Source organism: Microbacterium sp. NPDC097977, assembly GCF_040302605.1.
GTDB lineage: Bacteria > Actinomycetota > Actinomycetes > Actinomycetales > Microbacteriaceae > Microbacterium.
This window is the reverse complement of record NZ_JBEOUR010000011.1, coordinates 1-25,119: the sequence shown is the minus strand read 5'-3', so window position 1 is coordinate 25,119 and position 25,119 is coordinate 1. Positions and strand designations below refer to the sequence as shown.

The following is a 25,119-nucleotide window of genomic DNA, read 5'->3' as shown; positions in this document are numbered from 1 at the left end:
TTCGAGACAGGGACGGAGGTCGTGCGCATTCCGTATGTGTCTCGCCTCCGCATCATCGCGGAGTGCTTCGTGCCTCTTTTTCAGGCACCGGCGGCACAGAGCGCCGGACGGATAGATCCTACCGCGCGGCCCGCCGCCGGTCGTCGCGGCGCCGTCTCCTGCGCGTAACACCGTCGAAACGGCGACAGGGAAACATGCGGTCATGGAATCGCTGTTCGACGGATACACCACGCGCCGATCGCCCCGGCGGCCGGGGGCCTCGCCCTGGGACGAGATGTTCGCGGCGGAGGCCCGGCCGGACGGCGCGGACGTGCGGGCGCCGTATCAGGACATGTATCCCGCCCTCGCCGGTATGGACGATGCGGAGCTGCGGGCGCGCACGGATGCCCTCGCCAGCTCGTATCTCGCGCAGGGCGTCACCTTCGACTTCGCGGGGGAGGAGCGTCCGTTCCCTCTCGACGTCGTGCCGCGGGTGATCGCCGCGGATGACTGGCGCTACGTCGAGTCCGGGGTGACGCAGCGGGTGCGGGCGCTGGAGGCGTTCCTCGCCGATGTGTACGGCCCGCAGCTCGCGGTGCAGGACGGAGTCATCCCGGCATCGCTGATCAGCTCCTCGTCGCACTTCCACCGTCAGGCGGCGGGGATCGTCGGGGCCAACGGCGTGCGCATCCACGTCGCCGGGATCGACGTGATCCGCGATGAGGCCGGCTCATGGCGCGTGCTCGAGGACAACGTGCGCGTCCCCAGCGGAGTGAGCTACGTGCTCGCCAATCGCCGGGTGATGGCGCAGACCCTGCCCGAACTGTTCACGAGCCTGCGGGTGCGACCGGTCGTCGACTATCCCGGCCGCCTGCTCCAGGCGCTGCGGGCGGCCGCGCCGATCGGCGTCGACGACCCGACGGTCGTGGTGCTGACGCCCGGCGTGCACAACTCGGCGTACTACGAGCACACGCTGCTGGCTCGCATGATGGGCATCGAGCTCGTCGAGGGCCGCGACCTGTTCTGCTCGGGCGGCCGCGTGTGGATGCACACGACCGCGGGTCCCACCCGTGTCGACGTCGTCTACCGCAGGGTCGACGACGAGTTCCTGGATCCGCAGCAGTTCCGCCCGGATTCGGTGCTCGGAGCGCCGGGACTGATGCTCGCCGCGCGGCTCGGCAACGTGACCCTCGCCAACGCGGTGGGCAACGGCGTCGCCGACGACAAGCTCGTGTACACCTACGTGCCCGACCTGATCCGGTACTACCTCGGGGAGGAACCCGTGCTGCCGAACGTCGACACCTGGCGTCTCGAAGAGCCGGATGCGCTCGAGGAGGTGCTCGACAGGCTCGACGAGCTCGTGGTGAAGCCGGTCGACGGGTCGGGCGGCAAGGGGCTGGTCGTCGGTCCCGACGCGTCGCGGGAGACGCTGGAGGAGCTGAAGAAGACGCTGCTGGCGGATCCGCGTGGCTGGATCGCGCAGCCGGTGGTGCAGCTGTCGACCATCCCCACCCTGGTCGAGGACGGCTTCCGGCCGCGGCACGTCGACCTGCGCCCGTTCGCGGTCAACGACGGACAGGACATCTGGGTGCTCCCGGGCGGTCTCACCCGCGTCGCGCTTCCCGAAGGGCAGCTGGTGGTGAACTCCAGTCAGGGCGGAGGATCCAAGGACACGTGGGTGCTCGATCCGTCTCTCTTCACCGGACAGACGGCGACCGTGCCGGGGGAGCCCGACCCCGCGGCCGCGGAGGTGTCGCTCGCGACCGGCGCGATCCCGATCCTCGCGTCGTCGCGCGAGGAGGCGAGCCCTCCCTTCCTCTCATCGCCGCAGGACGAGGACCTCGAGCTGCGCCATCACCAGCAGCAGCAACAGCAGCAGCAACAGCAGCCGCAACAGCAGCAGGGAGGCGCGGGATGCTGAGCCGCATCGCCGAGGCGCTGTTCTGGATCGGCCGCTACGTGGAGCGCGCCGACGGCACGGCACGCATTCTCGATGTGCATCTGCAGCTGCTCCTCGAGGACCCGTGGGTGGAGGAGGACACCGCGTGCCGAGCGCTCCTCTCGGTGATGGGCACGACCGCGGACCCCGAGGCGGTGCTGAGCCGCGACGACGTGGTGCGGCTGCTCGCCCTCGACCGCGAGCACTCCGCATCGATCGCCCATTCGATCGCCTCCGCGCGCGAGAACGCGAGGCGCGCGAGGGAGATCATCTCGACCGACCTGTGGGAGACGCTCAACGAGTCGAACGCGCGGATGCCGCGGCGGATCGCCTCGGACAAGACGCATCCGTTCTTCCGCTGGGTGCGAGACCGTTCGGCGCTCGCCTTCGGGGTCGTGGACTCGTCGATGAGCCGTGACGAGGCGTGGCACTTCTTCGTGCTCGGCCGCTCGATCGAGCGCGCGGACATGACGGCGCGCCTGCTCGCGACGCGGTCGCTGACCGAGGCCGGCGGTCCGAGCTGGACGACGTTGCTGCGCAGCTGTGGGGCGTACGAGGCGCACCTGCGCAGCCACAGGGCGGTGCCGACCGGGGCATCGGCGGTCGAGTTCCTCCTCGTCGATCGTCTGTTCCCGCGGTCGGTGCTCTCCAGCATCCTGCAGGCCGAGGAATGCATGCGCGGTATCGACCCCGCCGGCGCATTCGGTGCCCCTGATCGCGCGCACCGCGTGCTCGGACGCCTGCGATCAGAGCTGGAGTACCGGCCGATCGGCGATACGGTGCACCGGCTGTCGGAGAGCATGGAGGAGGTCCAGGTGGGCATGTCTGTGGCGAGCGACGCGATCAGGGAGCGGTACTTCCCCTCGATCGCGATGCCGGTGTGGATCGGAGAGGCACTGTGAGCCGGCTGAGGATCGTGCACCGCACCGGATTCCGCTACGGACAGCCGGCGACGGCGTCGTACAACGAGGCGAGGATGCTGCCGCATTCGCGTGACGGCCAGTTCGTGCTGCAGGCCACTCTCGACATCTCGCCCACCGCGACCCAGCATTCGTACGTGGACTACTGGGACACCAGGGTCTCGACGTTCGAGGTGCTGACCCCGCACCAGATGCTCTCGGTCACGGCGACCAGCGTGGTGGATGTGCGGCCCGCTCTCGCTGCCGCGCCGGGCATCGACTGGGAAGAGCTCGCGCTGCGGATCCCGCAGTCCCTGGGCCTGGCGGAGTGCGTGATGCAGACGCCGGCGACCGCTCCGGATGACGAGATGCACGAGCTGGCCCTGCGCATCGAAGCCGAGGGCGGCGGTGTCGACGAGACCGCGCTCGAGATCTGCCGCACGGTCGGCGAGGCGATGGAGTACCGCAGCGGCGTGACAGGGGTGAGCTCGACCGCCCGCGATGCGTGGCCCGCGCGCTCGGGCGTCTGCCAGGACATCGCACATGTCGCCCTGGGCGTTCTGCGTGCTGCCGGCATCCCGGCGCGCTACGTGTCGGGCTACCTGCACCCCGACCCGACGGCCGCGATCGGAGAGCCGGTCACGGGGGAGTCCCACGCCTGGGTGGAGTGGTACTCGGGCGAGTGGCGCGGGTACGATCCCACGAATCTCGTCGAGGTCGGCGACTCGCACGTCTACGTCGGTCACGGCCGCGATTACGCGGACGTCGCTCCGCTGCGTGGTGTGTACGCGGGATCCAGCGGGTCCGAGCTGTTCGTGTCGGTCGAGGTCACCAGGCTCGGGTGAACGCGGGCACCGGGCGGGTGGGGAAGAATGAGACGATGACGGATGCTTCGATCGAGCGCGAGACGCTCACCTGGGACGGCTTCGGATCGGCGACGCGAGACCTCGCGCGACGCATCCTCGACAGCGGCTTCGTGCCCGAGGTGGTCGTCGCCATCGCGCGCGGCGGGCTGCTCCCCGCCGGTGCGATCGCGTACGGTCTCGGTGCGAAGAACTGCGGAGCGATCAACGTCGAGTTCTACACCGGCATCGGCACCGTGCTCGATGCCCCCGAGGTGCTGCCGCCCGAACTCGACATGGCGTATCTCGACGGTCGCCGAGTGCTGCTCGTCGACGATGTCGCCGACTCGGGGCGCACACTCGCCCTGGCCGTGCAGCTGCTGACCGACAAGGGGGCGGATGTCCGCTCGGTGACGATCTACACGAAGCCGTCGACGATCATCCAGCCCGACTACGCCTGGAAGGACACCGACCTGTGGATCGACTTCCCGTGGTCGTTCCAGGGCACGGTGCGCGAAGAGGACCTCGGACTCGCGCCCTCCGCCTGACGGCGCTCCTCCTGACGGTGCTCCGCCTGACGGTGCTCCGCCTGACGGAGCGATCCTGCGGGCGACCGCGGCCGTCTCAGCCGCGAACCAGCGCGCGCAGCGTCTGGATCGTGTCGGCCTCTGCCGCGGTCTTGTCTGGCCGGTAGCCCTTGACCCTCGCGAAGCGCAGCGCGACGCCGCCGGGGTAGCGCGGGGAGCGCTGCACACCGTCGATCGCGATCTCGACGACGAACTCGGGTCGCAGGAACACCGTGCTCTGCGTCCGCCTCGTCTCGAGCGGCGGGAACTGCTCGGTCTGCCACCGCAGCAGCTCGTCGGTCAGCCCCTTGAACGTCTTGCCCACCATCACGAATCCGCCGGGTTCTCCGAACTCGCCCGTCGGATCGAGGGCACCCAGATGCAGGTTCGACAGCCACCCGTTCCGGCGCCCCGAGCCCCACTCGGCCCCCAGCACGACGAGCTCATAGGTCAGCACCGGTTTGACCTTGACCCAGGATGCGCCGCGACGGCCCGCGGCGTACGGGGCATCGACGCCTTTGATCACGACGCCTTCATGCCCGGCGGCCAGGGCCTCGCGGGAGAGCTGCTCCGCGGCGTCGGGATCGTCGGTGACGATGCCGGGCATGCGCCACTCGCCGACGACCCGTGCGAGCTCGTGCAGCCGCGTCGACAGCGGCTCGTCGATGAGGTCGCGTCCGTCGACGTGCAGGATGTCGAAGAACCAGGGCCGCAGCACGAGGTCGCGCGCGACGTCGGCCCCGAACCGCGACATCGTCTCCTGGAACGGCCGGGGACCGCCGTCTTCGTCGAGCGACAGGGTCTCTCCGTCGAGGATCAGGTCGTGAGCGGGCAGAGCGCGCACGATCTCGACGATCTCGGGCACGCGGTGGGTGATGTCGGCGAGGCTGCGGGTGTAGACGCCGACCTCGTCGCCGTGCCGGTGCACCTGGATGCGCGCACCGTCGAGCTTGTATTCGACGGATGCCGTGCCCGTGACCGCGAGCGCCGCCGTCGGCGTCGCGGCGGTCGATGCGAGCATGGGCAGCACGGGGCGTCCGACCTCGAGACCGACGGCGTCGAGCTCGGTCGCCGTGCCGGTGAGTGCGAGCCGCGCGGTGGCGCCGAGGTCGCCCGACAGCATCGCGGCACGACGCACGGATGCGGCAGGTCGCTCCGAGGCCTTGGCGATCGCGTCGAGCAGCACTCCGCCGAGCGCGCCGGTGCGCAGTTCGCCCCGCATCGACCGGCTCAGGAAGTCCCACTCGGGAGCCGTCGCTCGTGCGGCGAGAGCTGTCAGCGCGGCGCTCCTGGCCGCGGTCGACCCTGAACCGGACGTGTGGGCCAGAGTGTCGAGAGCGTCGTCGACGTCGGTGATCGTCAGCGTCGCATCCGCGGCATGCGTGACGTCGAGAGCGGACAGGCCCCGCCATCCGACTCCCAGACGCCCCTGGCGGGGTGCGGCGAGCAGGAGTCCGGTGAGTGCCGGCAGTTCATCGGCGTCGGCCTGGGCGAGCAGCTGCGACAGCGCGTCGATCTTCGCGAGTCGGGACGAGGTCGCGGCGACGGCTTCGGCGGTGGAGACGAGCTCCGAGAGCATCATGGATGCAGTCTCGCACCGGCATCCGACATCGCCGACGCCCTTGCCGTCGCGGGCACGCAGGCGCTAGGCGACCGGGGTCCCGCCCGCGTCTCAGCGGCCCCGGAACACCGGAGTGCGCTTCTCCTGGAACGCGGCGAACCCCTCGCGGTAGTCCTCCGTGTCGCAGAGCGCGGCCTGCGCCGTGTTCTCGGCATCCATCGACACCCACAGGCCCAGCCGCTCGTCGCGGATCCGCGCGACGAGCTGCTTGCTGGCGAGGAACGCGGCCGTGGCTCCTCGTGCGGCCGTCGTCGCGGCGAGGACGGTGGCGTCGACGACCTCGTCGTCGGGCACCACCCGCGAGAAGAGCCCGGCGCTCACCGCCTCCGTCCCGCTCATCAGCCGCCCCGTGTAGATGAGGTCGAGCGTCCGGTGCGCCCCCAGCCGTTCGACGAAGAGGGCGTGCCCTCCCGAGTCCAACGTGGCGCCCAGGGCGGCGAAGGGCGAGCCGATCTTCGCCGACTGCGCGACGTAGACGACGTCCGTGGCGATCAGGAGCCCGAGTCCGACGCCGAGGCAGGCGCCGTGCGCGACCGCGAAGGTCGGCGCGGGAAAGCGCGACATCCGCTGGAGCAGGGGTGTCACCAGCCCGCCGAGGTAGCCGATCACGTCGTCGTCGCGCGGGTCGACGGCAGAGATGTCCCGGCCGGCGCAGAATGCCCGGCCTTCGCCGCGCAGGACGAGAGCGCGCACTCCCGCGGCCTCCGCCTCGTCGTACGCGTGCCCGAGGTCGCGGATCGCCTGCTCGTCGAGCGCGTTCAGCTTCGCGGGAGCGTTCAGCACGATGGTCGCCGTGTCGTCGGCGATGGTGAGATCGATCATCGGATGCTCCTCAGACGTCGTAGTCGACGACGATGCGGTCGCTCGTCGGGTGCGACTGGCAGGTCAGCACGTAACCGCGCTCGATCTCGTCCGGCTCGAGCGCGTAGTTCTCGGCCATCGTCACGCTGCCCTCGACGACCCGCGCGCGGCAGGTGCCGCAGACACCTCCCGCGCAGGCGAAGGGGGCGTCGGGGCGCACGCGCAGCGCCGCGTTCAGCACGGACTCGTGGGCGTCGACCGGGCTCTGCACGGTCGACGAGACGCCGTCGAGGGTCACCTCGATGCGGATCGTGCGCTCTCCCGCCCGCACCTCGACCGGTCGTGCCGCACGCACCGGCTCGTCGCCCGTCGTGAAGAGCTCGAAACGGATGTGCTCGCGCGGCACGCCCACGTCGGCGAGCACCTCGCGGCACAGGTCGACGAGCGAGAGTGGGCCGCAGAGGAACCACTCGTCGACATCGGTCGGGTCGATCAGCATCCGCAGGATCGTGCGCAGCTTCTCCTCGTCGATGCGTCCGGACAGCACCGGCGCGGTGCGCTGCTCGCGCGAGAGCACATGGTGCAGCGTCAGCCGTGTCGGGTACCGGTCCTTCAGATCGGCAAGGTCTTCGAGGAACATCACGTCGAGCGTCGAGCGATTCGTGTACAACAGCGTGAAGCGCGAGGTCTCCGAGCGGGTCAGCACGGTGTGCGCGAGTGCCATCAGCGGCGTGATGCCCGAGCCTGCGGCGATGCCGACGACATGGCGGTGATCGAGGTCGTCGAGGCCCGAGGTGAAGGTGCCCTGCGGGCTCATCACGTCGATCTCGAACCCCGGATGCAACCCCGTCTGCGCCCAGGTGGAGAACAGCCCGCCCTCGTCGCGCTTCACGGCGACGCTGAGGCGGGTCGGCACGCCCGCGGCGATCTGCTCCGCCGTGCGGTGCTCGGGGGCGCGGCACAGCGAGTACGACCTGCGCACCTCGGTGCCCTCGAGGGTGGTGCGCAGGGCCACGTACTGGCCGGGCAGGTGGTCGTACTCGTCGGCGAGCTCGGCGGGAACGGCGAAGGTCACCTCGACCGCGTCGTCGGTGAGCGGCCGCACCTCCTCGACGGACAGCGTGTGGAAACGGGCCCGTTTCCTGGTCGCCGCCGTGGCGGGACGTGGGGCGGATGCGGGGGCCACCGCACCGGACGGAGCGAACAGCGACATCAGTGCACCTTGAAGTGGTCGAAGGGCTCGAGACAGGCGCGGCATTCGAACAGCGCCTTGCACGAGGTGGATCCGAAACGCGACACCTCGCGGGTGTCCAGTGAGCCGCAGCGCGGGCATCGCACGCTGATCGCCAGCCGGATCGGGCCGGAGGAGATCGCCGCCCGTCCGCTCGGGGGAGCGATGCCGTACTGAGACAGCTTCTGCTTGCCGGCATCCGACATCCAGTCCGTCGTCCAGGCGGGGGAGAGGACGAGGCGCACGTCGACGTTCTCGTAGCCGGCCGCGGTCAGGGCGAGGATGACGTCGTCGCGGATCGTGTCCATCGCCGGGCATCCGCTGTAGGTCGGGGTGATGTCGACCACGACGGTGTCGCCCTGCACGGTGACCGCCCGCAGCACCCCGAGGTCCTCGATCGTGAGCACCGGCACCTCGGGATCGGCCACGGCCGCCGCGATCCGCCAGGCGGCGGTGTGGGACTCGGTCCGCAGAGCCCGCTCCGCCCCCAGAGCCCGCTCCGCCCCCAGAGCCCGCTCCGGCCCCTGAGCCCGCTCCGGCCCCTGAGCTTGACGAAGGGTCACCACGATGCCCCCGGATGCCGTCGCGCGAGCACCTGCATCTCGGCGAGGAGATGTCCGAGCGGTGTCGCGTGGTGGCCGCGCCGTCCACCGGCCGATGATGCCGCGACGGCGGGTGTCGTCAGCTCCGCGTCGGCGAAGACCGTGTCGACGACCGCGTCGAAACCGGGACGGAGCGTCGAGGGCCGTGCCGCGGCGTCGCCGAGGCGCTCGATCAGGGGTTCGTCGCGGAAGAGCTCGTCGACGTACGGCCAGACATCGCCGAGCGCCCGGACGATCCGCCGCCTCGACTCGTCGGTGCCCCCGGCCAGGCGCAGCACCCACTGCACGGAGTGGTCGCGGTGGTAGTCGACCTCTTTGAGCGACTTCTCGGCGATCGCCGCGAACGTCCGATCGGTGCTCGCGCGCAGAGCCGCGTAGAGCTCGAACATGTAGGTCGACACGACGAACTGGCGCGCGATCGTCTGCGCGAAGTCTCCGTTGGGCTGCTCGACGATCCAGGCGCTGCGGAACTCCGGCTCGTCACGGAAGTAGGCGAGATCGTCTTCGGAGCGTCCGTCGTAGGTGCCGGCGAAGTGCAGGAAGGAGCGTGCGTGGCCCAGCAGGTCGAGGGCGATGTTGCCGAGGGCGACGTCTTCCTCCAGCTCGGGGGCGCGGGCGATCCACTCGCCGAGCTGCTGGGAGAGGATCAGGGCGTCGTCGCCGAGCCACAGCGCGTACTCGGCGATGTCGGCGGATGCGGCGGCGGAGCCGGTTCCGGTGATCTCGTCGCTCAGTCGCAGCTCGTCGACCGAGACGTCGCCGTGCAGGTCGGCATCGTCGAGGGGGCCCTGAGCCTGTCGAAGCGTCACAGGTGCGGCACCCCTTCGGAGGCCGTGTAGTACACGGCGTGCCGATAGTTCTTGCCTGCGGGGCTCTCGAAGTAGGCGCCCTTGGCATCGGGGTCGCTGGTCGTGATCGCCTCGGCGGGAACGGCCCAGATCGACACGCCTTCGCCACGACGCGTGTAGAGGTCGCGGGCGTTGCGGATCGCCAGGTCGGCATCCGGAGCATGCAGCGATCCGACGTGCACGTGGCTCAGACCGCGGTTCGCGCGCACGAAGACCTCCCAGAGGGGCCAGGGCTCGCGCTCGTCGGCTCCCGGGGTCGCCATCACGCCACGACTCCGACCGGCCTCTGAGCCCGACGGAGGGACTGCTTGCGGGCGTACTCGGCGGCGGCCTCGCGCACCCACGCGCCGTCTTCGTGCGCCGTGCGACGACGCTCCAGACGCTCGGCGTTGCAGGGCCCATTGCCGCGGAGCACCTCGAAGAACTCGTCCCAGTCGATCTCGCCGATCACGTACTGTCCGGTCTCCTCGTCGAGGCGCAGATCGGGATCGGGAAGGGTGACGCCGAGGATCTCCGCCTGCGGCACGAGCATTCCGACGAAGCGCTGGCGCAGCTCGTCGTTGGTGAAGCGCTTGATCTTCCACTTCATGGACTGCGCGGAGTTCGGGGACTGGTCGTCCGGCGGGCCGAACATCGCCAGACTCGGCCAGTACCAGCGGTTCACGGCATCCTGTGCCATCTGCTTCTGCTCGTCGGTGCCCTGCATGAGCGAGAGCAGGATCTCGAATCCCTGCCGCTGGTGGAACGACTCCTCCTTGCAGACGCGCACCATCGCGCGGCCGTACGGGCCGTACGAGGCACGGCACAGCGGCACCTGGTTCACGATCGCCGCGCCGTCGACGAGCCATCCGATCGCGCCCATGTCGGCCCAGGTCGGGGTGGGGTAGTTGAAGATCGACGAGTACTTGGCCCTGCCGCTGATGAGCTGGTCCATCATCTCGTCGCGGGTGATGCCGAGGGTCTGGGCGGCGGAGTAGAGGTAGAGCCCGTGGCCGGCTTCGTCCTGCACCTTGGCCATGAGGATCGCCTTGCGCTTGAGGCTCGGGGCGCGGCTGATCCAGTTGCCCTCCGGCTGCATGCCGATGATCTCGGAGTGCGCATGCTGCGAGATCTGACGGATCAGCGTCTTGCGGTAGGCGTCGGGCATCCAGTCGCGCGGCTCGATGCGCTGTTCGTTCGCGATGAGCTCGTCGAACAGGCGCTCCTCGTCGGAGATCTGGTCATCGGCGGACTCTCCCGTGATGAGGGAGAGATCTGCGGGGCTTGTCATCATCGACTCCTCGGTATCCGACCTGCTTTACTGACCGGTCGTTAGGTAATTCTGACACGAGGGTCGTCGGCGCGCAAGGCGGGGCGCTCAGCGCGAGCGCGAGACGAGGTCGAGAAGTGCGCGGCCGTAGGCCTCGGACGGATCCGGATGCTCGAATCGCAGGGTCGAGCCCGCGATCTCGACCTCGACGACGAAGGCGTCGGAGAGGCGCGTCAGCGAGCGGAACGTGCCGCGCAGGAGCTCGCGCAGCTGATCCTCCCGCGGAAGCCAGACGGCGTCCGCCAGCGTGACCGCATCGAGGGCCCACTCCGTCGTGCCGTTGAACGCGAGGTCGGTTCCGCTGGGCGTCTGGCGGGCCTCGATCGTCATCCCGCTGACCGTGAACACGTCGGCCTCGGCCTCGAGCTCCACCTCGTCCGGGAGGTCGAGCTGAAAGCGATCGCCCTCCGCCGGGTGCCACACGAGGCCGGCGTCGCGCAGGGATACGGCCAGTTCTCGGGTGATCATCTCTCCACGCTAGACGACGTGGTCGGGCCCGGGCGCGGATCGGGCTGTGGAGGGAGGGGGCCGGGTGTCGGACGCATCGGGCAGAGTGGAGGCATGACCTCCCCCACCCCCGTCGACACCCGCGACGCCGCTCTCGGAGCGCTGCGCGAGCTCGTCGGCCGCCCTGACGCCGACTTCCACGATGGTCAGTACGAGGCGATCGAGGCGCTCGTCGAGGGCCGGCGTCGGGCTCTCGTGGTGCAGCGCACGGGGTGGGGCAAGTCCGCCGTCTACTTCGTCGCGACCCTGCTGCTGCGACGACAGGGGGCGGGGCCGACCGTGCTCGTCTCGCCGCTGCTCGCTCTGATGCGCGATCAGATCGCCGCCGCCGAGCGGGCCGGCGTGCGCGCCGTGGCGATCAACTCGACCAACGCGCACGAGTGGTCCGAGGTGATGCAGCAGCTCGACCGCGACGAGGTCGACGTGCTGCTGGTGTCTCCGGAGCGACTCAACAACCCCGCGTTCCGTGAGCAGCAGCTGCCCGCTCTCGTGCGACGGATCGGCATGCTGGTGGTCGACGAGGCGCACTGCATCAGCGATTGGGGGCATGACTTCCGCCCCGACTATCGGCGGCTGCGCGATCTGATCGAGCAGATGCCCGTCGCGGTGCCCGTTCTCGCGACGACCGCCACGGCCAACAGTCGGGTCGTCGCCGATGTCGCCGAGCAGCTCGGCACGGGCGCCGCGGAGGAATCCGGTGATGGCCCCGAAGTGCTGACGATCAGAGGCCCGCTGGCCCGCACCTCGCTGCGGCTCGGAGTGCTGCGCCTGCGTGATTCGGCGAGCCGCCTCGCCTGGCTGCTGAGCCACATCGACGACCTGCCCGGCTCGGGCATCATCTACACGCTGACGGTCGCCGCGGCCGTCGACACCGCGCGGCTGCTGCGCGAGCACGGGCACGAGGTGCGCGCCTACACGGGCCAGACCGACACCGACGAGCGCGCGGAGTCCGAGGGGATGCTGAAGCGCAACGAGGTCAAGGCTCTCGTCGCGACGAGTGCTCTCGGCATGGGGTTCGACAAGCCCGACCTCGGCTTCGTGCTGCACCTCGGCGCACCGTCGTCACCGGTCGCGTACTACCAGCAGGTCGGTCGTGCGGGGCGCGCGAGCGAGAGCGCCGACGTCCTGCTGCTGCCCGGCGTCGAAGACCGCGACATCTGGCACTACTTCGCGACGGCGTCGATGCCCGACCGCGAGCGGGCCGAGCGCGTGATCGACGCGCTGGGCGATCAGCCGATCTCGACGCCGGCGCTCGAGGCGATGGTCGACATCCGGCGCACGCCGCTCGAGCTGCTGCTCAAGGTGCTCGACGTCGACGGAGCGGTGCGACGGGTGCAGGGAGGGTGGATCGCGACCGGGGAGCCGTGGGTCTACGACGCCGAGCGTTATGAGCGCATCGCGGCCGAACGCCGTGCCGAGCAGCAGCACATGATCGACTACGAGCAGACCGACGGATGCCGGATGGAGTTCCTCCAGAGATCCCTCGATGACGACACCGCCGCGCCGTGCGGTCGGTGCGACAACTGCGCGGGGGTGTGGTTCCCGAGCGAGATCGGCGAGTCCGCGACCACGCAGGCGGCGCACTCGCTCGACCGGGTCGGTGTGCCGGTCGAACCTCGTCGTGCCTGGCCGACCGGGGCCGATCGGCTCGACGTCCCCGTCAAGGGACGCATCCCCGCCGGCGAGCAGGCGGGGGAAGGGCGTGCCCTCGCACGTCTGACCGACCTCGGCTGGGGCGGCACCCTGCGGGAGCTCTTCGCGGCGGGAACCCCTGATGCGCCCGTCACCCCGCAGGTTCTCGGCGGATGCGTGCGGGTCCTCACCGAGTGGGGGTGGGCGCAGCGCCCCGTCGCGGTGGTCGCGATGCCGTCACGGTCGCATCCGCTGCTCGTGGACTCGCTCGCCCGCGGGATCGCCGAGATCGGCCGACTTCCCTACCTCGGCGCGCTCGATCCGGTGAACGGCGGACCGACCGGTCAGCCGGGCGGCAACAGCGTCTTCCGTCTCGCCGGTCTGTGGGACAGGTTCAGCGCGAAGGGTCTCGACATCCCCGACGGCCCCGTCCTCCTCGTCGACGACCTGGCCGACAGCCGGTGGACTCTGACCATCGCCGCCCGCACGCTGCGTCAGGCCGGTGCCACGGAGGTGCTCCCGTTCGTCCTCGCGCTCCGCGGCTGATCACCTCTACGCGATATCGCGTAGAGGCGATTCTCCCTCAGCGCAGGTCGTACACGCGCTTGTACTTGCCCTCGCTCCGAGGGAGCGTGCCCGGCTCCTCGACCTCGACGTCGACGCTGGTGCCGATGTGCATCTTGATCCGGTGGGTGAGCACCGCTGCGGCGGCCTCGCACTCCTCGGCGCTCAACGACGGGTGTCGCTCGATGCGCACGGTCATCGTGTCGAGCTGACCGGCACGATGCAGCTCGAGCACGAAGTGCGGCGTCAGGGTCTCGATGCCCATCACGAGTTCCTCGATCTGCGTGGGGAAGAGATTCACGCCGCGCAGGATGATCATGTCGTCGTTGCGCCCGGTGATCTTCTCCATGCGCCGGAGCGCCGGGTAGGTCGTGCCCGGGAGAAGCCGTGTGAGATCCCGCGTCCGGTATCGGATGACGGGGAACGCCTCCTTGGTGAGCGAGGTGAAGACCAGCTCGCCGAGTTCGCCGTCCGCCAGCCGCCCGCCGGTGTCGCCGTCGATGATCTCGGGCAGGAAGTGGTCCTCCCAGATGTGCGGACCGTCTTTCGTGAGCACGCTCTCGCTCGCGACACCGGGTCCCATCACCTCGCTGAGACCGTAGATGTCGACCGCATCGATGTGCAGTCGACGCTCGATCTCGCGACGCATCTCGTTCGTCCAGGGCTCGGCGCCCAGCACCGCCACCCGCAGCGACGTCGTGGTCGGGTCGATCCCGGCCGCCTCCATCGCATCCGCGATCGTGAGCAGGTAGCTGGGGGTGCACAGGATGGCATCCGGTTCGAAATCCCGGATCAGCTGCACCTGTCGTGCGGTCTGCCCTCCCGACACGGGGATCGCCGTGGCGCCGAGCCGTTCGATGCCGGCGTGCGCCCCGAGTCCTCCGGTGAAGAGCCCGTATCCGTAGGCGTTGTGCACCTTCATCCCCGCCCGGATCCCCGCCGCGTGCAGCGACCTCGCGACCAGGTCGCCCCAGCGGTCGAGGTCGCCCTCGGTGTAGCCGACCACGGTCGGACGCCCCGTCGTGCCGGACGACGCGTGGATGCGCCGGACATCGGGCAGGGGGACGGCGAACATCCCGAAGGGGTAGCTCTCGCGCAGGTCCGCCTTGGTGGTGAAGGGCAGCTTCTGCACGTCGTCGAGCGTGCGGATGTCGTCGGGGTGCACGCCGTGCTCGGCGAACTTCCGGCGATAAGTCGGCACGTTCTCCCACGCGTGGTGCACGGTCCACTGCAGACGCTCCAGCTGCAGACGGGCGAGCTGATCGGGCGAATGCAGTTCGGGTTCGGTTCCGATGTCGGCACGGGTAGCGGTCATCGTCGACTCCTTCGTCGTGAACAGGGGGGTGAACGCGGGGGTGCTCAGGCGGGATGCGAGCGGTTCGTCGTCAGTGAGCGGCCCCGCACCTCGGCGACCACGTCTCCGGAGTCATCGGTGACGGTGACATCGTAGAGCCCGTTGCGGCCGCTCACGACCCGGCGCACGGCATGTGCGGTCAGCCGCTGCCCTGCGGCCGTCGACTTCAGGAAGGCGATGTCGGCGCCGCCGGCGACGGTGACCCGCTCATCCTCGTTGCAGGCGATCGCGAAGGCGGTGTCGGCGAGAGTGAACACCAGACCGCCGTGCGTGATCGCGAAGCCGTTGAGCATGTCGTCGCGCACCGTCATCGACACGACGGCTTCTCCCGGCACGTCGAGCTCGATGACCATGCCGAGCATGGCCGAGGCGGCATCGCGCTGCATCATGGGCCTCATGCTGCCGCGACCTCGGTGGCGTCGTCCTTGGTGACGAGGGTCAGCACGTCGTAGGTCGCGACGAGCTCGTCGCTCTGGTTGCGGATCACGGCGTCCCAGCGCACCTCGCCGTACCCGTCGGTCTCGCGGGGAGTGATCTGCTTGGCGGTGAGCTCGACGCGGATCGTGTCGCCCGGGGAGACGGGGGTGATGAACCGCAGGTTCTCGAGCCCGTAGTTGGCGAGCACGGGGCCGGGCTCCGGGTCGACGAACAGGCCGGCCGCCCAGGAGACGAGCAGGTAGCCGTGGGCGACCCGACCGGGGAAGAACGGGTTGGCGGCGGCGGCCGCCTCATCCATGTGCGCGTAGAACGTGTCGCCGGTGAAGTGCGCGAAGGTCTCGATGTCGGCGAGCGTCACCTCGCGCGACGCGGACACGATCTGATCGCCGATGCGGAGCTCTGCGAGCGACTTGCGGAACGGATGCCGGCCGTCGCTGCGCGCGGCGGCCCCGGCGTGCCACACGCCGGTCAGCGCGGTGAGCATGTCGGGTGAGCCCTGCACGGCGGTGCGCTGCATGTGGTGGAGCACCGCGCGGATGCCGCCGAGCTCCTCGCTGCCGCCGGCCCGGCCGGGTCCTCCGTGCACGAGGGTGGGGAGCGGGGAGCCGTGACCGGTCGACGATCGCGCGTCGTCGCGGTCGAGCAGCAGCATCCGGCCGTTGAAAGGCGCGATGCGCGCGGCCAGCTCCACAGCCTGCACCGGGTCGTGGGTCGCGATGCTCGTGACGAGTGAGCCTCCGCCCCTCGCGACGAGCGCCGCGGCGTCGGCGGTGGTGTCGTAGGTGATCAGCGAGGACACCGGACCGAACGCCTCGATCGAGTGCGCGGCCTCGGATCCCGAGTCGTCGAAATGCAGCAGCACCGGCGAGACGAACGCGCCATGGGGGGAGGGGCCTGTGCTGCCGTCGGCGAGGCGCACATCCGGGACATCGGTGGTGCCGACGACGATCCGCCCGCCGCCCGTCTGCAGTCTCTGCACCTGGCGAAGCACCTCGTCGCGCTGCGCGGTCGAGGCGAGAGGGCCCATCGTGACGCCCTCGGCGCGTGGGTCGCCGAGCACGGTCTTCTCGGCGATGCGCGCCTGTACGGCCGCGATCACGGCGTCCGCCGAGCCCGCGGGCACGATCGCGCGGCGGATCGCCGTGCACTTCTGGCCGGCCTTGGTCGTCATCTCCGTGACGAGCTGGCGCACGTAGGCGTCGAACTCGGGCGTCCCCTCGACGGCGTCGGTGCCCAGTACCGACGCGTTGATCGAGTCGGTCTCGGCGGTGAAGCGCACTCCTCCGACCTGCACGGCGGGGTGGGCCTTGAGGCTCTCCGCCGTCGACGCGCTGCCGGTGAAGCCGACGATGTCGCCGAGTCGCAGGTTCTCGAACAGCTCGGGAACGCTTCCGCTGACGAGCTGGAGAGACCCTTCGGGCAGCAGTCCGGACTCGACGAGGATGCGCACCATCGCCTCCGCCAGGTACCCCGTCGGGGTGGCGGGCTTCACCAGCGTGGGCATGCCGGCGAGGAACGCCGGAGCGAACTTCTCGAGCGATCCCCACACGGGGAAGTTGAACGCGTTGATCTGCACCGCGACGCCGGGCAGCGTCGTGTAGACGTGACGACCGAGGAAGGATCCGTCCTTCGAGAGCGGCTCGACCGGACCGTCGACGTGCACGCGGCTGTTGGGCAGCTCGCGCCGTCCCTTTCCGGAGTAAGAGAACAGCACGCCGATTCCGCCGTCGATGTCGACCCACGAGTCGTTCTTCGTGGCGCCCGTGCGGGACGACAGCGCATACAGCTCGTCCTTGCGTTCGGTGAGCGCGAGCGCGAACTGCTTCAGCAGCACCGCACGCTGGTGGAAGGTGAGAGCGCCGAGGCTTCTCTGCCCCACCGAACGCGCGTGCTCCAGCGCCCCGGCGAGGTCGAGGCCGTCGGTGGAGACGTGTGCGACGACGTCGCCGGTGGACGCATCGCGCACCTCGGTGGAACGCTCGGGGGACGACGGCGTCCACCACTCGCCCTGGACATAGCTCGGCAGATACTCGGTCATCTCTCCTCGTTCCATGCGTAGAACCCTTCGCCGCTCTTGCGGCCGAGCTTTCCCTCGGCGACCAGGCGCCGCAGGAGGTCCGGCGGAGCGAAGCGTGCGCCGAGCGTGCGCTCCAGCTCCTCGGCTATCCCCAGGCGCACATCGAGGCCGACCACGTCGGTCGTGCGCAGGGGGCCCATCGGATGCCGGTATCCGAGCGTCATCGCCGCGTCGATGTCGGCTGCCGAGGCGACGCCCTCCTCGAGCATCCTGATCGCCTCGAGGCCGAGCATCACGCCCAGTCGGGACGAGGCGAAGCCCGGCGAGTCGCTCACGACGATCGGTGTCTTGCCGAGAGCGCTCACCCATCCGGTCGCGCTGTCGACGATCGCCGTCTCGGTCCGGCCGCCGCGCACGATCTCGACGAGCGCCGACGCCGGCACGGGGTTGAAGAAGTGCAGACCGAGGAAGCGCTCGGGGCGCAGCCGATCCGCAGCCAGATCGTCGATCGAGATCGATGAGGTGTTGCTCGCCAGCGTCGCGTGAGCCGGCATCGCCATTTCGGCGCGACCGAGGGCGTCGTCCTTGAGGGCACGGTCCTCCGGCACCGCCTCGATCACGAGGTCGGCCGCGGCGAACGCCGCGATGTCGGTACCGGTCGTGAGCCGGTCGGCGAGCTCTGCCGCATCCAGAGCGGAGTCGCGTTCGACGGATCTGCGGATGCTGTCGCCGATGCGCGTCAGGGCGGCGTCAGCGCTCGCCGCGTCACGCTCGACCACGCTCACGTGCGAACCCGCGAGCAGAAACGCATGCGCGATGCCGGCGCCCATGCGCCCGCCGCCCAGCACGCCGACGTGCGCCGGTGCGACGTGGGCGCGCTTCGTCTCGCTCCGCTCGCTCAGCGGGCGGGTGGGGTCGGTGTGCTCGCTCAGCGGGCGGGTGGTCTCGCTCATCGGGTCTTCCTCTCGAGGAATGCGGTCATCCGGCGGTGCTTCTCCGGCGAGTCGAACAGCTCGGCCTGCAGCTCGAGTTCGATCGCCGGGTGCTGCGCTCGAGGGGTGCGCAGGGCCCGCTTCGTGTACTGGGTCGCCAGTGGATCGTTCGCTGCGATGCGATCGACGATCCCGTGAGCTGTGGCGAGCAGCTCGTCGGCCGGATGCACCGACGAGACCAGGCCCCAGCGCAGCGCCTCCTCGGCGTCGAGCGCTCGACCGGTGAGCAGCAGTTCGCCGGCTCGCGCCTCGCCGACGATCTCGGGCAGGCGCCACGTGGCGCCTGCCGCCGCGATGATCCCGAGTCCGGTCTCGGGGTTGCCGATGCGGAGGGACGGCGTGGCGATGCGGATGTCCGCGGCGTAGGCGAGCTCGGCCCCGCCGCCGAGGGCGTAGCCGTCGATCGCGGCGACCACGGGCATCGGCAGCTCATGGATGCGGATGAACACGGTCGCGTTGATGCCGCGCCTGGCGTCGTCGGCGGTGCGGTCGCGCAGCTGTGCGATGTCGGCGCCGGCGGCGAAGACACCGCCCGATCCCGCGAGGATCAGCGTGCGCGGAGCATCCTCGAGCATCGCGCACAGCCCGTGCAGCGCGTCGACCGTCGCCTGGTCGATGGCGTTGCGCTTCTCGGGGCGGTCCAGCGTCGCGACGATCCGGTCCTCCTGCTCCTCGATGTGCAGGGTCACGTCAGGCGCTCGACGATCATGGCGGTGCCCTGCCCGACGCCCACGCACATCGTGGCGAGTCCGTAGCGTGCGTTCTCGCGCTCGAGCCGTCCGAGAAGCGTCACGATCAGTCGCGAGCCGCTGGATCCCAGCGGATGGCCGAGCGCGATGGCGCCACCGTCGGCGTTGACGATCGCCGGGTCGAGTCCCAGGCGGCGGATGCAGGCGAGGGACTGCGAGGCGAAGGCCTCGTTCAGCTCGACGGCGCCGAGGTCGCCGATCTGCAGCCCCGCCTTGGCGAGCACCTTCTGGGTGGCGGGCACCGGGCCCAGACCCATGATCTCGGGAGCGAGCGCGGCTGTCGCGGATGCCACGATGCGCGCACGCGGGCGCAGTCCGTGCCGTTCGACGGCCTCGGCGCTCGCAACGACGATCGCGGACGATCCGTCGTTCAGCGAACTGGAGTTCCCGGCGGTGACGACCTCGCCGCCGGCGACGACCGCACGCAGCCCCGCGAGTGCGTCGAGGGTGGTGTCCCGTCGAGGACCCTCGTCGGTCTCGACGAGCCCCCGGTTCGTCTCGACTCCCACGATCTCGGCGGCGAAGCGCCCGGCATCGATCGCGGCGATCGCCCGCTCGTGGCTCTGCAGAGCGAAAGCGTCGGCATCCGCCCGACTGATCGCATCGACGCGCGCGACCTCCTCCGCCGTCTCCGGCATCGAGAACGTCGCCTTGTCGCGCGCGCTCAGCCGGGGGTTCGTGAAGCGCCAGCCGATCGACGTGTCGAACGCGGCACCGGGCCGTGCCCATGCCCGGTCGGGCTTCGCCTGCACCCAGGGCGCACGGGTCATGGATTCGACGCCGCCAGCGATGACGAGGTCGGCGTCTCCTGCGCGCACGGCGTTCGCGGCGAGGGCGATGGCCGACATCCCCGAGGCGCAGAGGCGGTTGACGGTCAGGCCGGGGATCGAGTCGGGGAGACCCGCGAGCAGCACGGCCATGCGCGCCACGTTGCGGTTGTCCTCGCCCGCCTGGTTCGCAGCGCCGAGGATCACCTCGTCGATCTCCTCGACGGGAAGGCCGGACCGGCGGGCGGTCTCACCCACCACCAGGGCTGCGAGGTCGTCGGGGCGGACGGACGCGAGTGCCCCTCCGTAGCGCCCGACGGGGGTGCGGACGCCATCGACGAGATAGGCCTCGGACATCATCATCCTCTCGATCACCGACGCTGGCGATAATTTCAGACCGATCGGTCAGGAATACGATCTCAGATCGGGAGGCGAATGGCAACTCCGCAGGAATGACAGACTTGGCGCATGTCGCAGCCCCGATCCGATGCACCGGCCCCCCGACGCGGCCGGCCCGGCTACGACCGTGAGCAGGTGCTCGCGGTCGCGGTCAAGGTGTTCAACGAGCAGGGCTACGACGCGACCAGCGTCGCCGACCTCAGTGCCACTCTGGGATTGACGAAGTCCGCGCTCTATCACCACTTCGACTCCAAGTCGGCGATCCTCGAGCTCGCCCTGAACGACGCGCTCGACGCTCTCGAGGCCGTCGTGGACGACGCGACCGCCCGGCATCCGCTCGCCTCCGACCGTCTGCGATCGATCATCCGCGGGGCCGTGCGCGTGCTCACCGAGAAGCTCCCCTCGGTGACGCTGCTGCTGCGGGTGCGTGGCAACGGCGACGTCGAGACGGCCGCGCTGGTGCGCCGCCGCGCGTTCGACCAGCGGGTCACCGCGATCGTCTCCGAGGCTCAGGCCGAGGGGCTCATCCGCGATGACGTGGATGCCGCGGTCGCGACGAGGCTGATCTTCGGCATGATCAACTCCGTGGTCGAGTGGTACCGGCCCGGTGGCTCCGTGGATCCCGACGAGCTGGGTGAGGACATCCTCCGGGTGAGCCTCGACGGACTGCAGTCGCGCTGAGAAGGGCGCGCGACCGGGCGTGAACGACCGGGCGCGTCGATCCCCACTCGCGAGAACTGTTGCGGGCGGTGTCGGGCAGGAGCATATTCGACAGTGACGAATGCCTTTCCGATATCGCGAAAGTTCGCCGCCGCAGAGATCAAGGGAGATCGAACGATGAAGAAGCTCATCAACAACCCCGCCGATGTGCTGGTCGAATCGCTGCGGGGCGTCGCCCTCGCGCATCCGGAGCTGTCGGTCGACCACGAGACCCAGGTGATCACGCGGGCGACGCCCAAGGCGCAGGGCAAGGTGGCGGTGGTGTCGGGAGGCGGATCCGGACATGAGCCCCTGCACGGCGGCTACGTCGGCGTCGGGATGCTCGATGCGGCCGTGGCCGGCGAGGTCTTCACCTCGCCCACCCCCGACCGCGTGCAGGCCGCGACCAAAGCGGTCGATCGGGGCGCCGGCGTGCTGCACATCGTGAAGAACTACACCGGAGACGTGCTGAACTTCGAGATGGCCGCGGAGCTCGCAGCGATGGAGGGGATCGAGGTCGGCACCGTGATCGTCGACGATGACGTCGCCGTGCAGGACTCCCTGTACACGGCAGGGCGCCGTGGGGTGGGGCTCACCGTGCTGCTCGAGAAGCTCGTCGGCGCAGCGGCCGAAGAGGGTCAGGATCTCGCCTCGGTGGTCGAGCTCGCGCAGCGGATCGTCGGGCAGGGGCGCTCGATGGGCATGGCACTCACGAGCTGCACCGTGCCCGCGGCGGGCAAGCCCACGTTCGATCTTCCGGACGACCAGATGGAGATCGGCATCGGCATCCACGGCGAGCCGGGCCGACACCGGGAGCCCCTGGCTCCGGCGTCCGAGATCGCCCGCCAGCTCGTCGAGCCGATCCTGGCGGATCTCGACGCGGCGGGACCCGCGATCGTGATGCTCAACGGCATGGGCGGATCGCCCCTGATCGAGCTGTACCTGATGTACGGCGAGGTCGTGCCGCTGCTCGAGAAGGCCGGCGTGCAGATCGCCAGAAATCTGGTCGGGAACTACATCACCTCGCTCGACATGGCCGGGTGCTCGCTCACCGTGCTCACAGCCGATGACGAGCTGCTGCGACTGTGGGACGCGCCCGTGAACACCCCCGGTCTGCGGTGGGGCGCCTGATGGCGGCGCTCGGTCCGGCTGAGCTGTCGGCCTGGATGCACGGGTTCCGCGACGTGATCGTCGAGAAGAAGGAGTGGCTCACCGAGCTCGACTCCGCGATCGGTGACGCCGACCACGGCGCGAACATGTCGAGAGGTATGGATGCGGTGGTCGCGAAGCTCGACGCGGGCGTGCCCGACACGGTCGACGAGCTGCTCAAGACGGTCGGCATGACCCTGGTGAGCTCGGTCGGCGGCGCGAGCGGCCCGCTGTACGGGACCCTCTTCCTGCGGATGGGAGTGGCCGCGGGGCCCGTGACCGCGCTCGACGCTCCGGCTCTGGCGGCGTCGCTGCGGGCCGGGCTCGACGGGATCGTCGCCCGCGGCAAGGCCGAGGTGGGCGACAAGACGATGATCGACGCCATGGCTCCGGCGGTCGATGCCTTCGATGCCGAGGTCGCCGGCGGTGCGGATCTCGGTGAGGCCACGGCGGTGGCGGCGCGGGCCGCGGCTTCCGGTCGCGACGCCACCGAGCCCCTCGTCGCCCGCAAGGGACGCGCGAGCTACCTGGGCGAGCGCAGCGCCGGTCACCTCGACCCCGGCGCCGCATCGACCACGCTGCTGTTCGAGGCGCTCGCGCGGGCCACCGCGGAGACCGCCTCACCCGCCGCGGAATCGTCCTGATGATCGGCATCGTCGCCGTCTCCCACAGCGCTCGACTCGGGGAGGCGGCGCTCGAGCTCGCCCTGCAGATGGTGCAGGGCGGGGGAGTGCGCGTGCGGGTCGCCGCCGGCGCAGGAGCGGATGCCGACGGCACGCCCATCCTCGGGACGGATGCGGTCGCGGTGGCCGCGGCGATCGACGAACTCGCAGCCGACTGCGACGGCGTGCTCGTGTTGATGGACCTGGGCTCCGCGGTGCTCAGCGCGGAGCTCGCACTCGAGCTCCGGCTGAGCGACGTGCCGGTGCGCCTGGCGCCGGCCCCGTTCGTGGAGGGGCTGCTCGCCGCCGTCGTGTCTGCGGCGGCCGGCGGCTCGCTCGATCTGGTCGCCGCAGAGGCCTCGGCGGCGTTGGGTGCGAAGACAGGGCAGCTCGGAGTCCCGGAGGCCGAGTCGACGCCAGGAGAGGCCGTCTCGACCGGGCGGCATCCCGACGCGGTGACGCGCGTGGTGGTGGTGCGCAATCCTCTCGGCATCCACGCTCGTCCCGCCGCCCTGATCGCCGAGGCGTCGGTCGGGGCGGATGTGCGGCTTCGCCGGCTGCCCGACGGGCCCGACGCGTCGGCGGCGAGTCTGTCTCGCATGCTCATCCTCGGCGCCGCGCAGGGCGACGAGGTCGAGCTCTCGGCGAGCGGGGTCGGGTCCGAGACCGTGCTCGAGTGCGTGGCGGCCCTGTTCGATGACGGGTTCGGGGAGGGGACCGCCAGTCCGCCGGCCTCGGCGGGCCCGCCGGGTGAGGCGGGCCCGGCGGGTCAGGCGGGCCCGGCGGCCGCGGCGGGTGTACCGGCCCCGAACGCCGCCGAGCGCGCATCCGAGGTGGCCCCGGTGCTCGCCGGCACCGTGCTGCGCGGTCGAGGGGTCAGCGGCGGTCGAGTCGCCGCGCCGGTGGTTCTCCTCGGACCACCGCTCGGCGAGCCCGATCCCGACGTCGTCGTCGCTGCCGCCGATCGGGAGCGCGAGGTGTCGGCGATCGAGTGGGCGTCCGTGGCGGTCGCGGATCAGCTGCGCGGACGCACTGCACGGGCGACCGGACAGGCGCGCGCGATCCTCGACGCGTCGCGTCTTCTCGCCTCCGACCCGGAACTGGTCGGTGACGCGTCGCTGCGGGTCCGCACGAAGGGGCTCTCTGCGGCGCGTGCCGTGTGGGAGACCGCGGTCGCGCACGAGAAGGGGCTGACCGCCCTCGGGGGTCGGATGGCCGAGCGCGCCGCCGACATCCGCGACATCCGGGATCGCCTCATCGCCGAGATCCTCGAGATCGATGTGCCCGGAGTCCCCGACCGCGACGAGCCGTTCGCCCTGGTCGCGGTCGATCTCGCGCCCGCCGATGCGGCGGCGCTCGACGGCGGCAACTGCGTCGCTCTCGTGACCGAGAGAGGCGGGCCCACCTCGCACACCGCGATCATCGCCCGCTCTCTCGGGATCCCCGCCGTGGTCGGGGTCGCCGGGGCGACGGGCATCGTGCCCGGCGTCACCGCGCTCGTCGACGGCGATCGCGGGACCGTCGAGATCGCCCCCGACGCGGCGACGGTCGCGGCGGCGGAGGCGGCGGCCGTCGCGGCGCCGTTCCGCGGCGAAGGCGTGCTGGCCGACGGGCGACGCATCGCCCTGCTCGCCAACGTCGGCGGCGCGGCGGATGCGGTCACCGCCGTGGCATCCGGAGCCGAGGGCGTCGGGCTCTTCCGCACCGAGTTCTGCTTCCTCGACCGGGTCGACGCGCCGTCGATCGACGAGCAGGTCGCCGCCTATCGCGGTGTGTTCGCGGCCTTCCGCGGTCGCCGGGTCGTCGTGCGCACGCTCGATGCGGGCAGCGACAAGCCGCTGCCCTTCGCGAACGCGGATGCCGAGGACAATCCCGCGCTGGGGATCCGCGGCCTGCGGATCTCTCGTCGCTCGCCCGCGTTGCTCGACGAGCAACTGCATGCGTTGGCGAGGGCGGCCGAGGCGGAGTCCGCGGTCGTCGAGGTGATGGCGCCGATGGTGGCGACGGTCGAGGAGGCCCGCGCCTTCGCCGAGAGTGCCCGCGCTGCAGGGCTCATGACGGTCGGCATCATGGTCGAGACTCCGTCGGCGGCGCTGCTCGCCTCCGAGATGCTCGAGGTCGTCGACTTCGTCAGCATCGGCACCAACGACCTCGCCCAGTACGCGTTGGCCGCCGACCGGCTGCTGGCCGAGCTCGGCGAGCTCAACGATCCGTGGCAGCCCGCCGTGCTCCGGCTGATCGGCGCGGTCGGCGAGGCCGGTCGCCGGTGGGATCTCCCGGTCGGGGTGTGCGGCGAGGCCGCCGCGGACCCCGCTCTCGCGCCGGTGCTCGTGGGCCTCGGCGTCACCTCGCTGTCGATGACGCCGCGGGCGCTCGGTCGCGTCGCCGCCGCGCTCGCCGCTGTCACCGAGGCCCAGTGCGTGGCCGCAGCGAAGGCCGTGCTGACGGCGGCGACCGCGGCGGACACCCGCGCGGCGGCCTCCGAGGCCCTCGCCGCGGGAATCGCCGCGGGAATCGCCGCGGGAACAGCCGCGGGAACGGCCGACGGGCCGG

At 70.7% G+C, this 25,119-nt stretch carries 23 protein-coding genes; 9 read left to right on the top strand and 14 right to left on the bottom strand.

What is annotated here, in order from left to right; all coding sequences use genetic code 11:
• The first annotated feature begins 202 nt into the window (after positions 1 to 202).
• The 4 genes from ABTZ43_RS04595 to ABTZ43_RS04580 are packed head-to-tail and all read left to right on the top strand — an operon-like array spanning position 203 to position 4,207.
• Complete coding sequence (locus ABTZ43_RS04595) at positions 203 to 1,900, top strand: circularly permuted type 2 ATP-grasp protein (RefSeq protein ID WP_350537962.1); 1,698 nt, start codon at positions 203 to 205, stop codon at positions 1,898 to 1,900.
• Positions 1,894 to 2,820, top strand: a complete 927-nt coding sequence (locus ABTZ43_RS04590) for an alpha-E domain-containing protein (RefSeq protein ID WP_056411971.1) — start codon at positions 1,894 to 1,896, stop codon at positions 2,818 to 2,820. Before ABTZ43_RS04595 ends, ABTZ43_RS04590 begins: the two co-directional genes overlap by 7 nt.
• On the top strand, positions 2,817 to 3,662 hold the full coding sequence (locus ABTZ43_RS04585; RefSeq protein ID WP_350537961.1) for a transglutaminase family protein: 846 nt from the start codon (positions 2,817 to 2,819) through the stop codon (positions 3,660 to 3,662). Before ABTZ43_RS04590 ends, ABTZ43_RS04585 begins: the two co-directional genes overlap by 4 nt.
• Before the next feature lie 35 nt (positions 3,663 to 3,697).
• Positions 3,698 to 4,207, top strand: coding sequence for a phosphoribosyltransferase (locus tag ABTZ43_RS04580; RefSeq protein WP_149423567.1), 510 nt, complete (start codon positions 3,698 to 3,700; stop codon positions 4,205 to 4,207).
• Positions 4,208 to 4,283: 76 nt separating this feature from the next.
• On the opposite strand, the gene ABTZ43_RS04575 is transcribed toward ABTZ43_RS04580, so the two are convergent.
• The 8 genes from ABTZ43_RS04575 to ABTZ43_RS04540 form a co-directional block, all read right to left on the bottom strand.
• Complete coding sequence (locus tag ABTZ43_RS04575; protein ID WP_350537960.1) at positions 4,284 to 5,807, bottom strand: ATP-dependent DNA ligase; 1,524 nt, start codon at positions 5,805 to 5,807, stop codon at positions 4,284 to 4,286.
• Between the two features lie 90 nt (positions 5,808 to 5,897).
• Positions 5,898 to 6,668, bottom strand: a complete 771-nt coding sequence (locus tag ABTZ43_RS04570; RefSeq protein ID WP_350537959.1) for an enoyl-CoA hydratase/isomerase family protein — start codon at positions 6,666 to 6,668, stop codon at positions 5,898 to 5,900.
• A 10-nt stretch (positions 6,669 to 6,678) separates the two neighbouring features.
• On the bottom strand, positions 6,679 to 7,860 hold the full coding sequence (gene paaE, locus ABTZ43_RS04565; protein ID WP_350537958.1) for a 1,2-phenylacetyl-CoA epoxidase subunit PaaE: 1,182 nt from the start codon (positions 7,858 to 7,860) through the stop codon (positions 6,679 to 6,681).
• The gene (gene paaD / locus ABTZ43_RS04560) at positions 7,860 to 8,351 is read right to left on the bottom strand and encodes a 1,2-phenylacetyl-CoA epoxidase subunit PaaD (RefSeq protein ID WP_350537991.1); all 492 of its coding nucleotides are present in this window, start codon (positions 8,349 to 8,351) and stop codon (positions 7,860 to 7,862) included. Before paaD ends, paaE begins: the two co-directional genes overlap by 1 nt.
• Before the next feature lie 86 nt (positions 8,352 to 8,437).
• Positions 8,438 to 9,289 (bottom strand): 1,2-phenylacetyl-CoA epoxidase subunit PaaC, encoded by an 852-nt coding sequence (gene paaC / locus ABTZ43_RS04555; RefSeq protein WP_149423563.1) that lies wholly within the window; start codon positions 9,287 to 9,289, stop codon positions 8,438 to 8,440.
• A complete protein-coding gene (paaB, locus tag ABTZ43_RS04550) occupies positions 9,286 to 9,591 on the bottom strand; it encodes a 1,2-phenylacetyl-CoA epoxidase subunit PaaB (RefSeq protein WP_045253118.1) in 306 nt (101 codons plus the stop codon). The genes paaC and paaB overlap by 4 nt, the downstream gene beginning before the upstream one ends.
• The gene (gene paaA / locus ABTZ43_RS04545; protein WP_502885322.1) at positions 9,591 to 10,601 is read right to left on the bottom strand and encodes a 1,2-phenylacetyl-CoA epoxidase subunit PaaA; all 1,011 of its coding nucleotides are present in this window, start codon (positions 10,599 to 10,601) and stop codon (positions 9,591 to 9,593) included. The genes paaB and paaA overlap by 1 nt, the downstream gene beginning before the upstream one ends.
• An 84-nt stretch (positions 10,602 to 10,685) precedes the next feature.
• Entirely contained in the window at positions 10,686 to 11,105 is a 420-nt protein-coding gene (locus ABTZ43_RS04540; RefSeq protein ID WP_350537956.1) for a pilus assembly protein CpaE, read from the bottom strand.
• Positions 11,106 to 11,198: 93 nt separating this feature from the next.
• On the opposite strand from ABTZ43_RS04540, the gene ABTZ43_RS04535 reads away from it, so the two are divergent.
• Positions 11,199 to 13,322: a RecQ family ATP-dependent DNA helicase gene (locus ABTZ43_RS04535; RefSeq protein ID WP_350537955.1), complete on the top strand. Its 2,124-nt coding sequence runs from the start codon at positions 11,199 to 11,201 to the stop codon at positions 13,320 to 13,322.
• 37 nt (positions 13,323 to 13,359) lie between these two features.
• Here ABTZ43_RS04535 and paaK read toward each other — a convergent pair whose 3' ends face one another.
• From paaK to ABTZ43_RS04505, 6 genes are read right to left on the bottom strand one after another with little or no spacing between them, the layout of a single operon-like run.
• Positions 13,360 to 14,655 carry a phenylacetate--CoA ligase PaaK gene (gene paaK / locus ABTZ43_RS04530; RefSeq protein ID WP_350537954.1) on the bottom strand — a complete coding sequence of 432 codons (1,296 nt, stop codon included), beginning with the start codon at positions 14,653 to 14,655 and terminating at the stop codon, positions 13,360 to 13,362.
• Positions 14,656 to 14,699: 44 nt separating this feature from the next.
• On the bottom strand, positions 14,700 to 15,083 hold the full coding sequence (gene paaI, locus ABTZ43_RS04525; protein ID WP_350537953.1) for a hydroxyphenylacetyl-CoA thioesterase PaaI: 384 nt from the start codon (positions 15,081 to 15,083) through the stop codon (positions 14,700 to 14,702).
• Positions 15,084 to 15,088: 5 nt separating this feature from the next.
• Positions 15,089 to 17,170, bottom strand: coding sequence for a phenylacetic acid degradation bifunctional protein PaaZ (gene paaZ / locus ABTZ43_RS04520; protein ID WP_350537952.1), 2,082 nt, complete (start codon positions 17,168 to 17,170; stop codon positions 15,089 to 15,091).
• A complete protein-coding gene (locus ABTZ43_RS04515; RefSeq protein ID WP_350537951.1) occupies positions 17,167 to 18,102 on the bottom strand; it encodes a 3-hydroxyacyl-CoA dehydrogenase family protein in 936 nt (311 codons plus the stop codon). Before ABTZ43_RS04515 ends, paaZ begins: the two co-directional genes overlap by 4 nt.
• Positions 18,099 to 18,830, bottom strand: a complete 732-nt coding sequence (locus ABTZ43_RS04510) for an enoyl-CoA hydratase/isomerase family protein (RefSeq protein ID WP_350537950.1) — start codon at positions 18,828 to 18,830, stop codon at positions 18,099 to 18,101. The genes ABTZ43_RS04515 and ABTZ43_RS04510 overlap by 4 nt, the downstream gene beginning before the upstream one ends.
• A complete protein-coding gene (locus ABTZ43_RS04505) occupies positions 18,827 to 20,014 on the bottom strand; it encodes a thiolase family protein (protein ID WP_350537949.1) in 1,188 nt (395 codons plus the stop codon). The genes ABTZ43_RS04510 and ABTZ43_RS04505 overlap by 4 nt, the downstream gene beginning before the upstream one ends.
• A gap of 111 nt (positions 20,015 to 20,125) precedes the next feature.
• Here ABTZ43_RS04505 and ABTZ43_RS04500 point away from each other — a divergent pair, with 111 nt between their 5' ends.
• The 4 genes from ABTZ43_RS04500 to ptsP form a co-directional block, all read left to right on the top strand.
• Positions 20,126 to 20,737: a TetR/AcrR family transcriptional regulator gene (locus ABTZ43_RS04500; protein ID WP_149423555.1), complete on the top strand. Its 612-nt coding sequence runs from the start codon at positions 20,126 to 20,128 to the stop codon at positions 20,735 to 20,737.
• Between the two features lie 156 nt (positions 20,738 to 20,893).
• Complete coding sequence (gene dhaK, locus ABTZ43_RS04495; RefSeq protein ID WP_253385705.1) at positions 20,894 to 21,886, top strand: dihydroxyacetone kinase subunit DhaK; 993 nt, start codon at positions 20,894 to 20,896, stop codon at positions 21,884 to 21,886.
• Positions 21,886 to 22,548, top strand: coding sequence for a dihydroxyacetone kinase subunit DhaL (dhaL, locus tag ABTZ43_RS04490; protein ID WP_350537948.1), 663 nt, complete (start codon positions 21,886 to 21,888; stop codon positions 22,546 to 22,548). Before dhaK ends, dhaL begins: the two co-directional genes overlap by 1 nt.
• Positions 22,548 to 25,119, top strand: a 2,572-nt coding sequence (ptsP, locus tag ABTZ43_RS04485; protein WP_350537947.1) for a phosphoenolpyruvate--protein phosphotransferase, incomplete at its 3' end; no start/stop codon positions are given. The genes dhaL and ptsP, both read left to right, overlap by 1 nt.

Bases quoted from the DNA above. Each gene is read 5' to 3' on its own strand.
- dhaK (WP_253385705.1), top strand. From the start codon at position 20,894: ATGAAGAAGCTCATCAACAACCCCGCCGATGTGCTGGTCGAATCGCTG.
- ABTZ43_RS04515 (WP_350537951.1), bottom strand. From the start codon at position 18,102: ATGAGCGAGACCACCCGCCCGCTGAGCGAGCACACCGACCCCACCCGC.
- ABTZ43_RS04575 (WP_350537960.1), bottom strand. From the start codon at position 5,807: ATGATGCTCTCGGAGCTCGTCTCCACCGCCGAAGCCGTCGCCGCGACC.
- paaA (WP_502885322.1), bottom strand. From the start codon at position 10,601: ATGATGACAAGCCCCGCAGATCTCTCCCTCATCACGGGAGAGTCCGCC.
- paaK (WP_350537954.1), bottom strand. From the start codon at position 14,655: ATGACCGCTACCCGTGCCGACATCGGAACCGAACCCGAACTGCATTCG.
- paaZ (WP_350537952.1), bottom strand. From the start codon at position 17,170: ATGACCGAGTATCTGCCGAGCTATGTCCAGGGCGAGTGGTGGACGCCG.
- dhaL (WP_350537948.1), top strand. From the start codon at position 21,886: ATGGCGGCGCTCGGTCCGGCTGAGCTGTCGGCCTGGATGCACGGGTTC.
- ABTZ43_RS04595 (WP_350537962.1), top strand. From the start codon at position 203: ATGGAATCGCTGTTCGACGGATACACCACGCGCCGATCGCCCCGGCGG.
- ABTZ43_RS04580 (WP_149423567.1), top strand. From the start codon at position 3,698: ATGACGGATGCTTCGATCGAGCGCGAGACGCTCACCTGGGACGGCTTC.
- ABTZ43_RS04500 (WP_149423555.1), top strand. From the start codon at position 20,126: ATGTCGCAGCCCCGATCCGATGCACCGGCCCCCCGACGCGGCCGGCCC.
- ABTZ43_RS04505 (WP_350537949.1), bottom strand. From the start codon at position 20,014: ATGTCCGAGGCCTATCTCGTCGATGGCGTCCGCACCCCCGTCGGGCGC.
- paaB (WP_045253118.1), bottom strand. From the start codon at position 9,591: ATGGCGACCCCGGGAGCCGACGAGCGCGAGCCCTGGCCCCTCTGGGAG.
- ABTZ43_RS04540 (WP_350537956.1), bottom strand. From the start codon at position 11,105: ATGATCACCCGAGAACTGGCCGTATCCCTGCGCGACGCCGGCCTCGTG.
- ABTZ43_RS04570 (WP_350537959.1), bottom strand. From the start codon at position 6,668: ATGATCGATCTCACCATCGCCGACGACACGGCGACCATCGTGCTGAAC.
- paaI (WP_350537953.1), bottom strand. From the start codon at position 15,083: ATGATGCAGCGCGATGCCGCCTCGGCCATGCTCGGCATGGTCATCGAG.
- paaE (WP_350537958.1), bottom strand. From the start codon at position 7,860: ATGTCGCTGTTCGCTCCGTCCGGTGCGGTGGCCCCCGCATCCGCCCCA.
- ABTZ43_RS04535 (WP_350537955.1), top strand. From the start codon at position 11,199: ATGACCTCCCCCACCCCCGTCGACACCCGCGACGCCGCTCTCGGAGCG.
- ABTZ43_RS04590 (WP_056411971.1), top strand. From the start codon at position 1,894: ATGCTGAGCCGCATCGCCGAGGCGCTGTTCTGGATCGGCCGCTACGTG.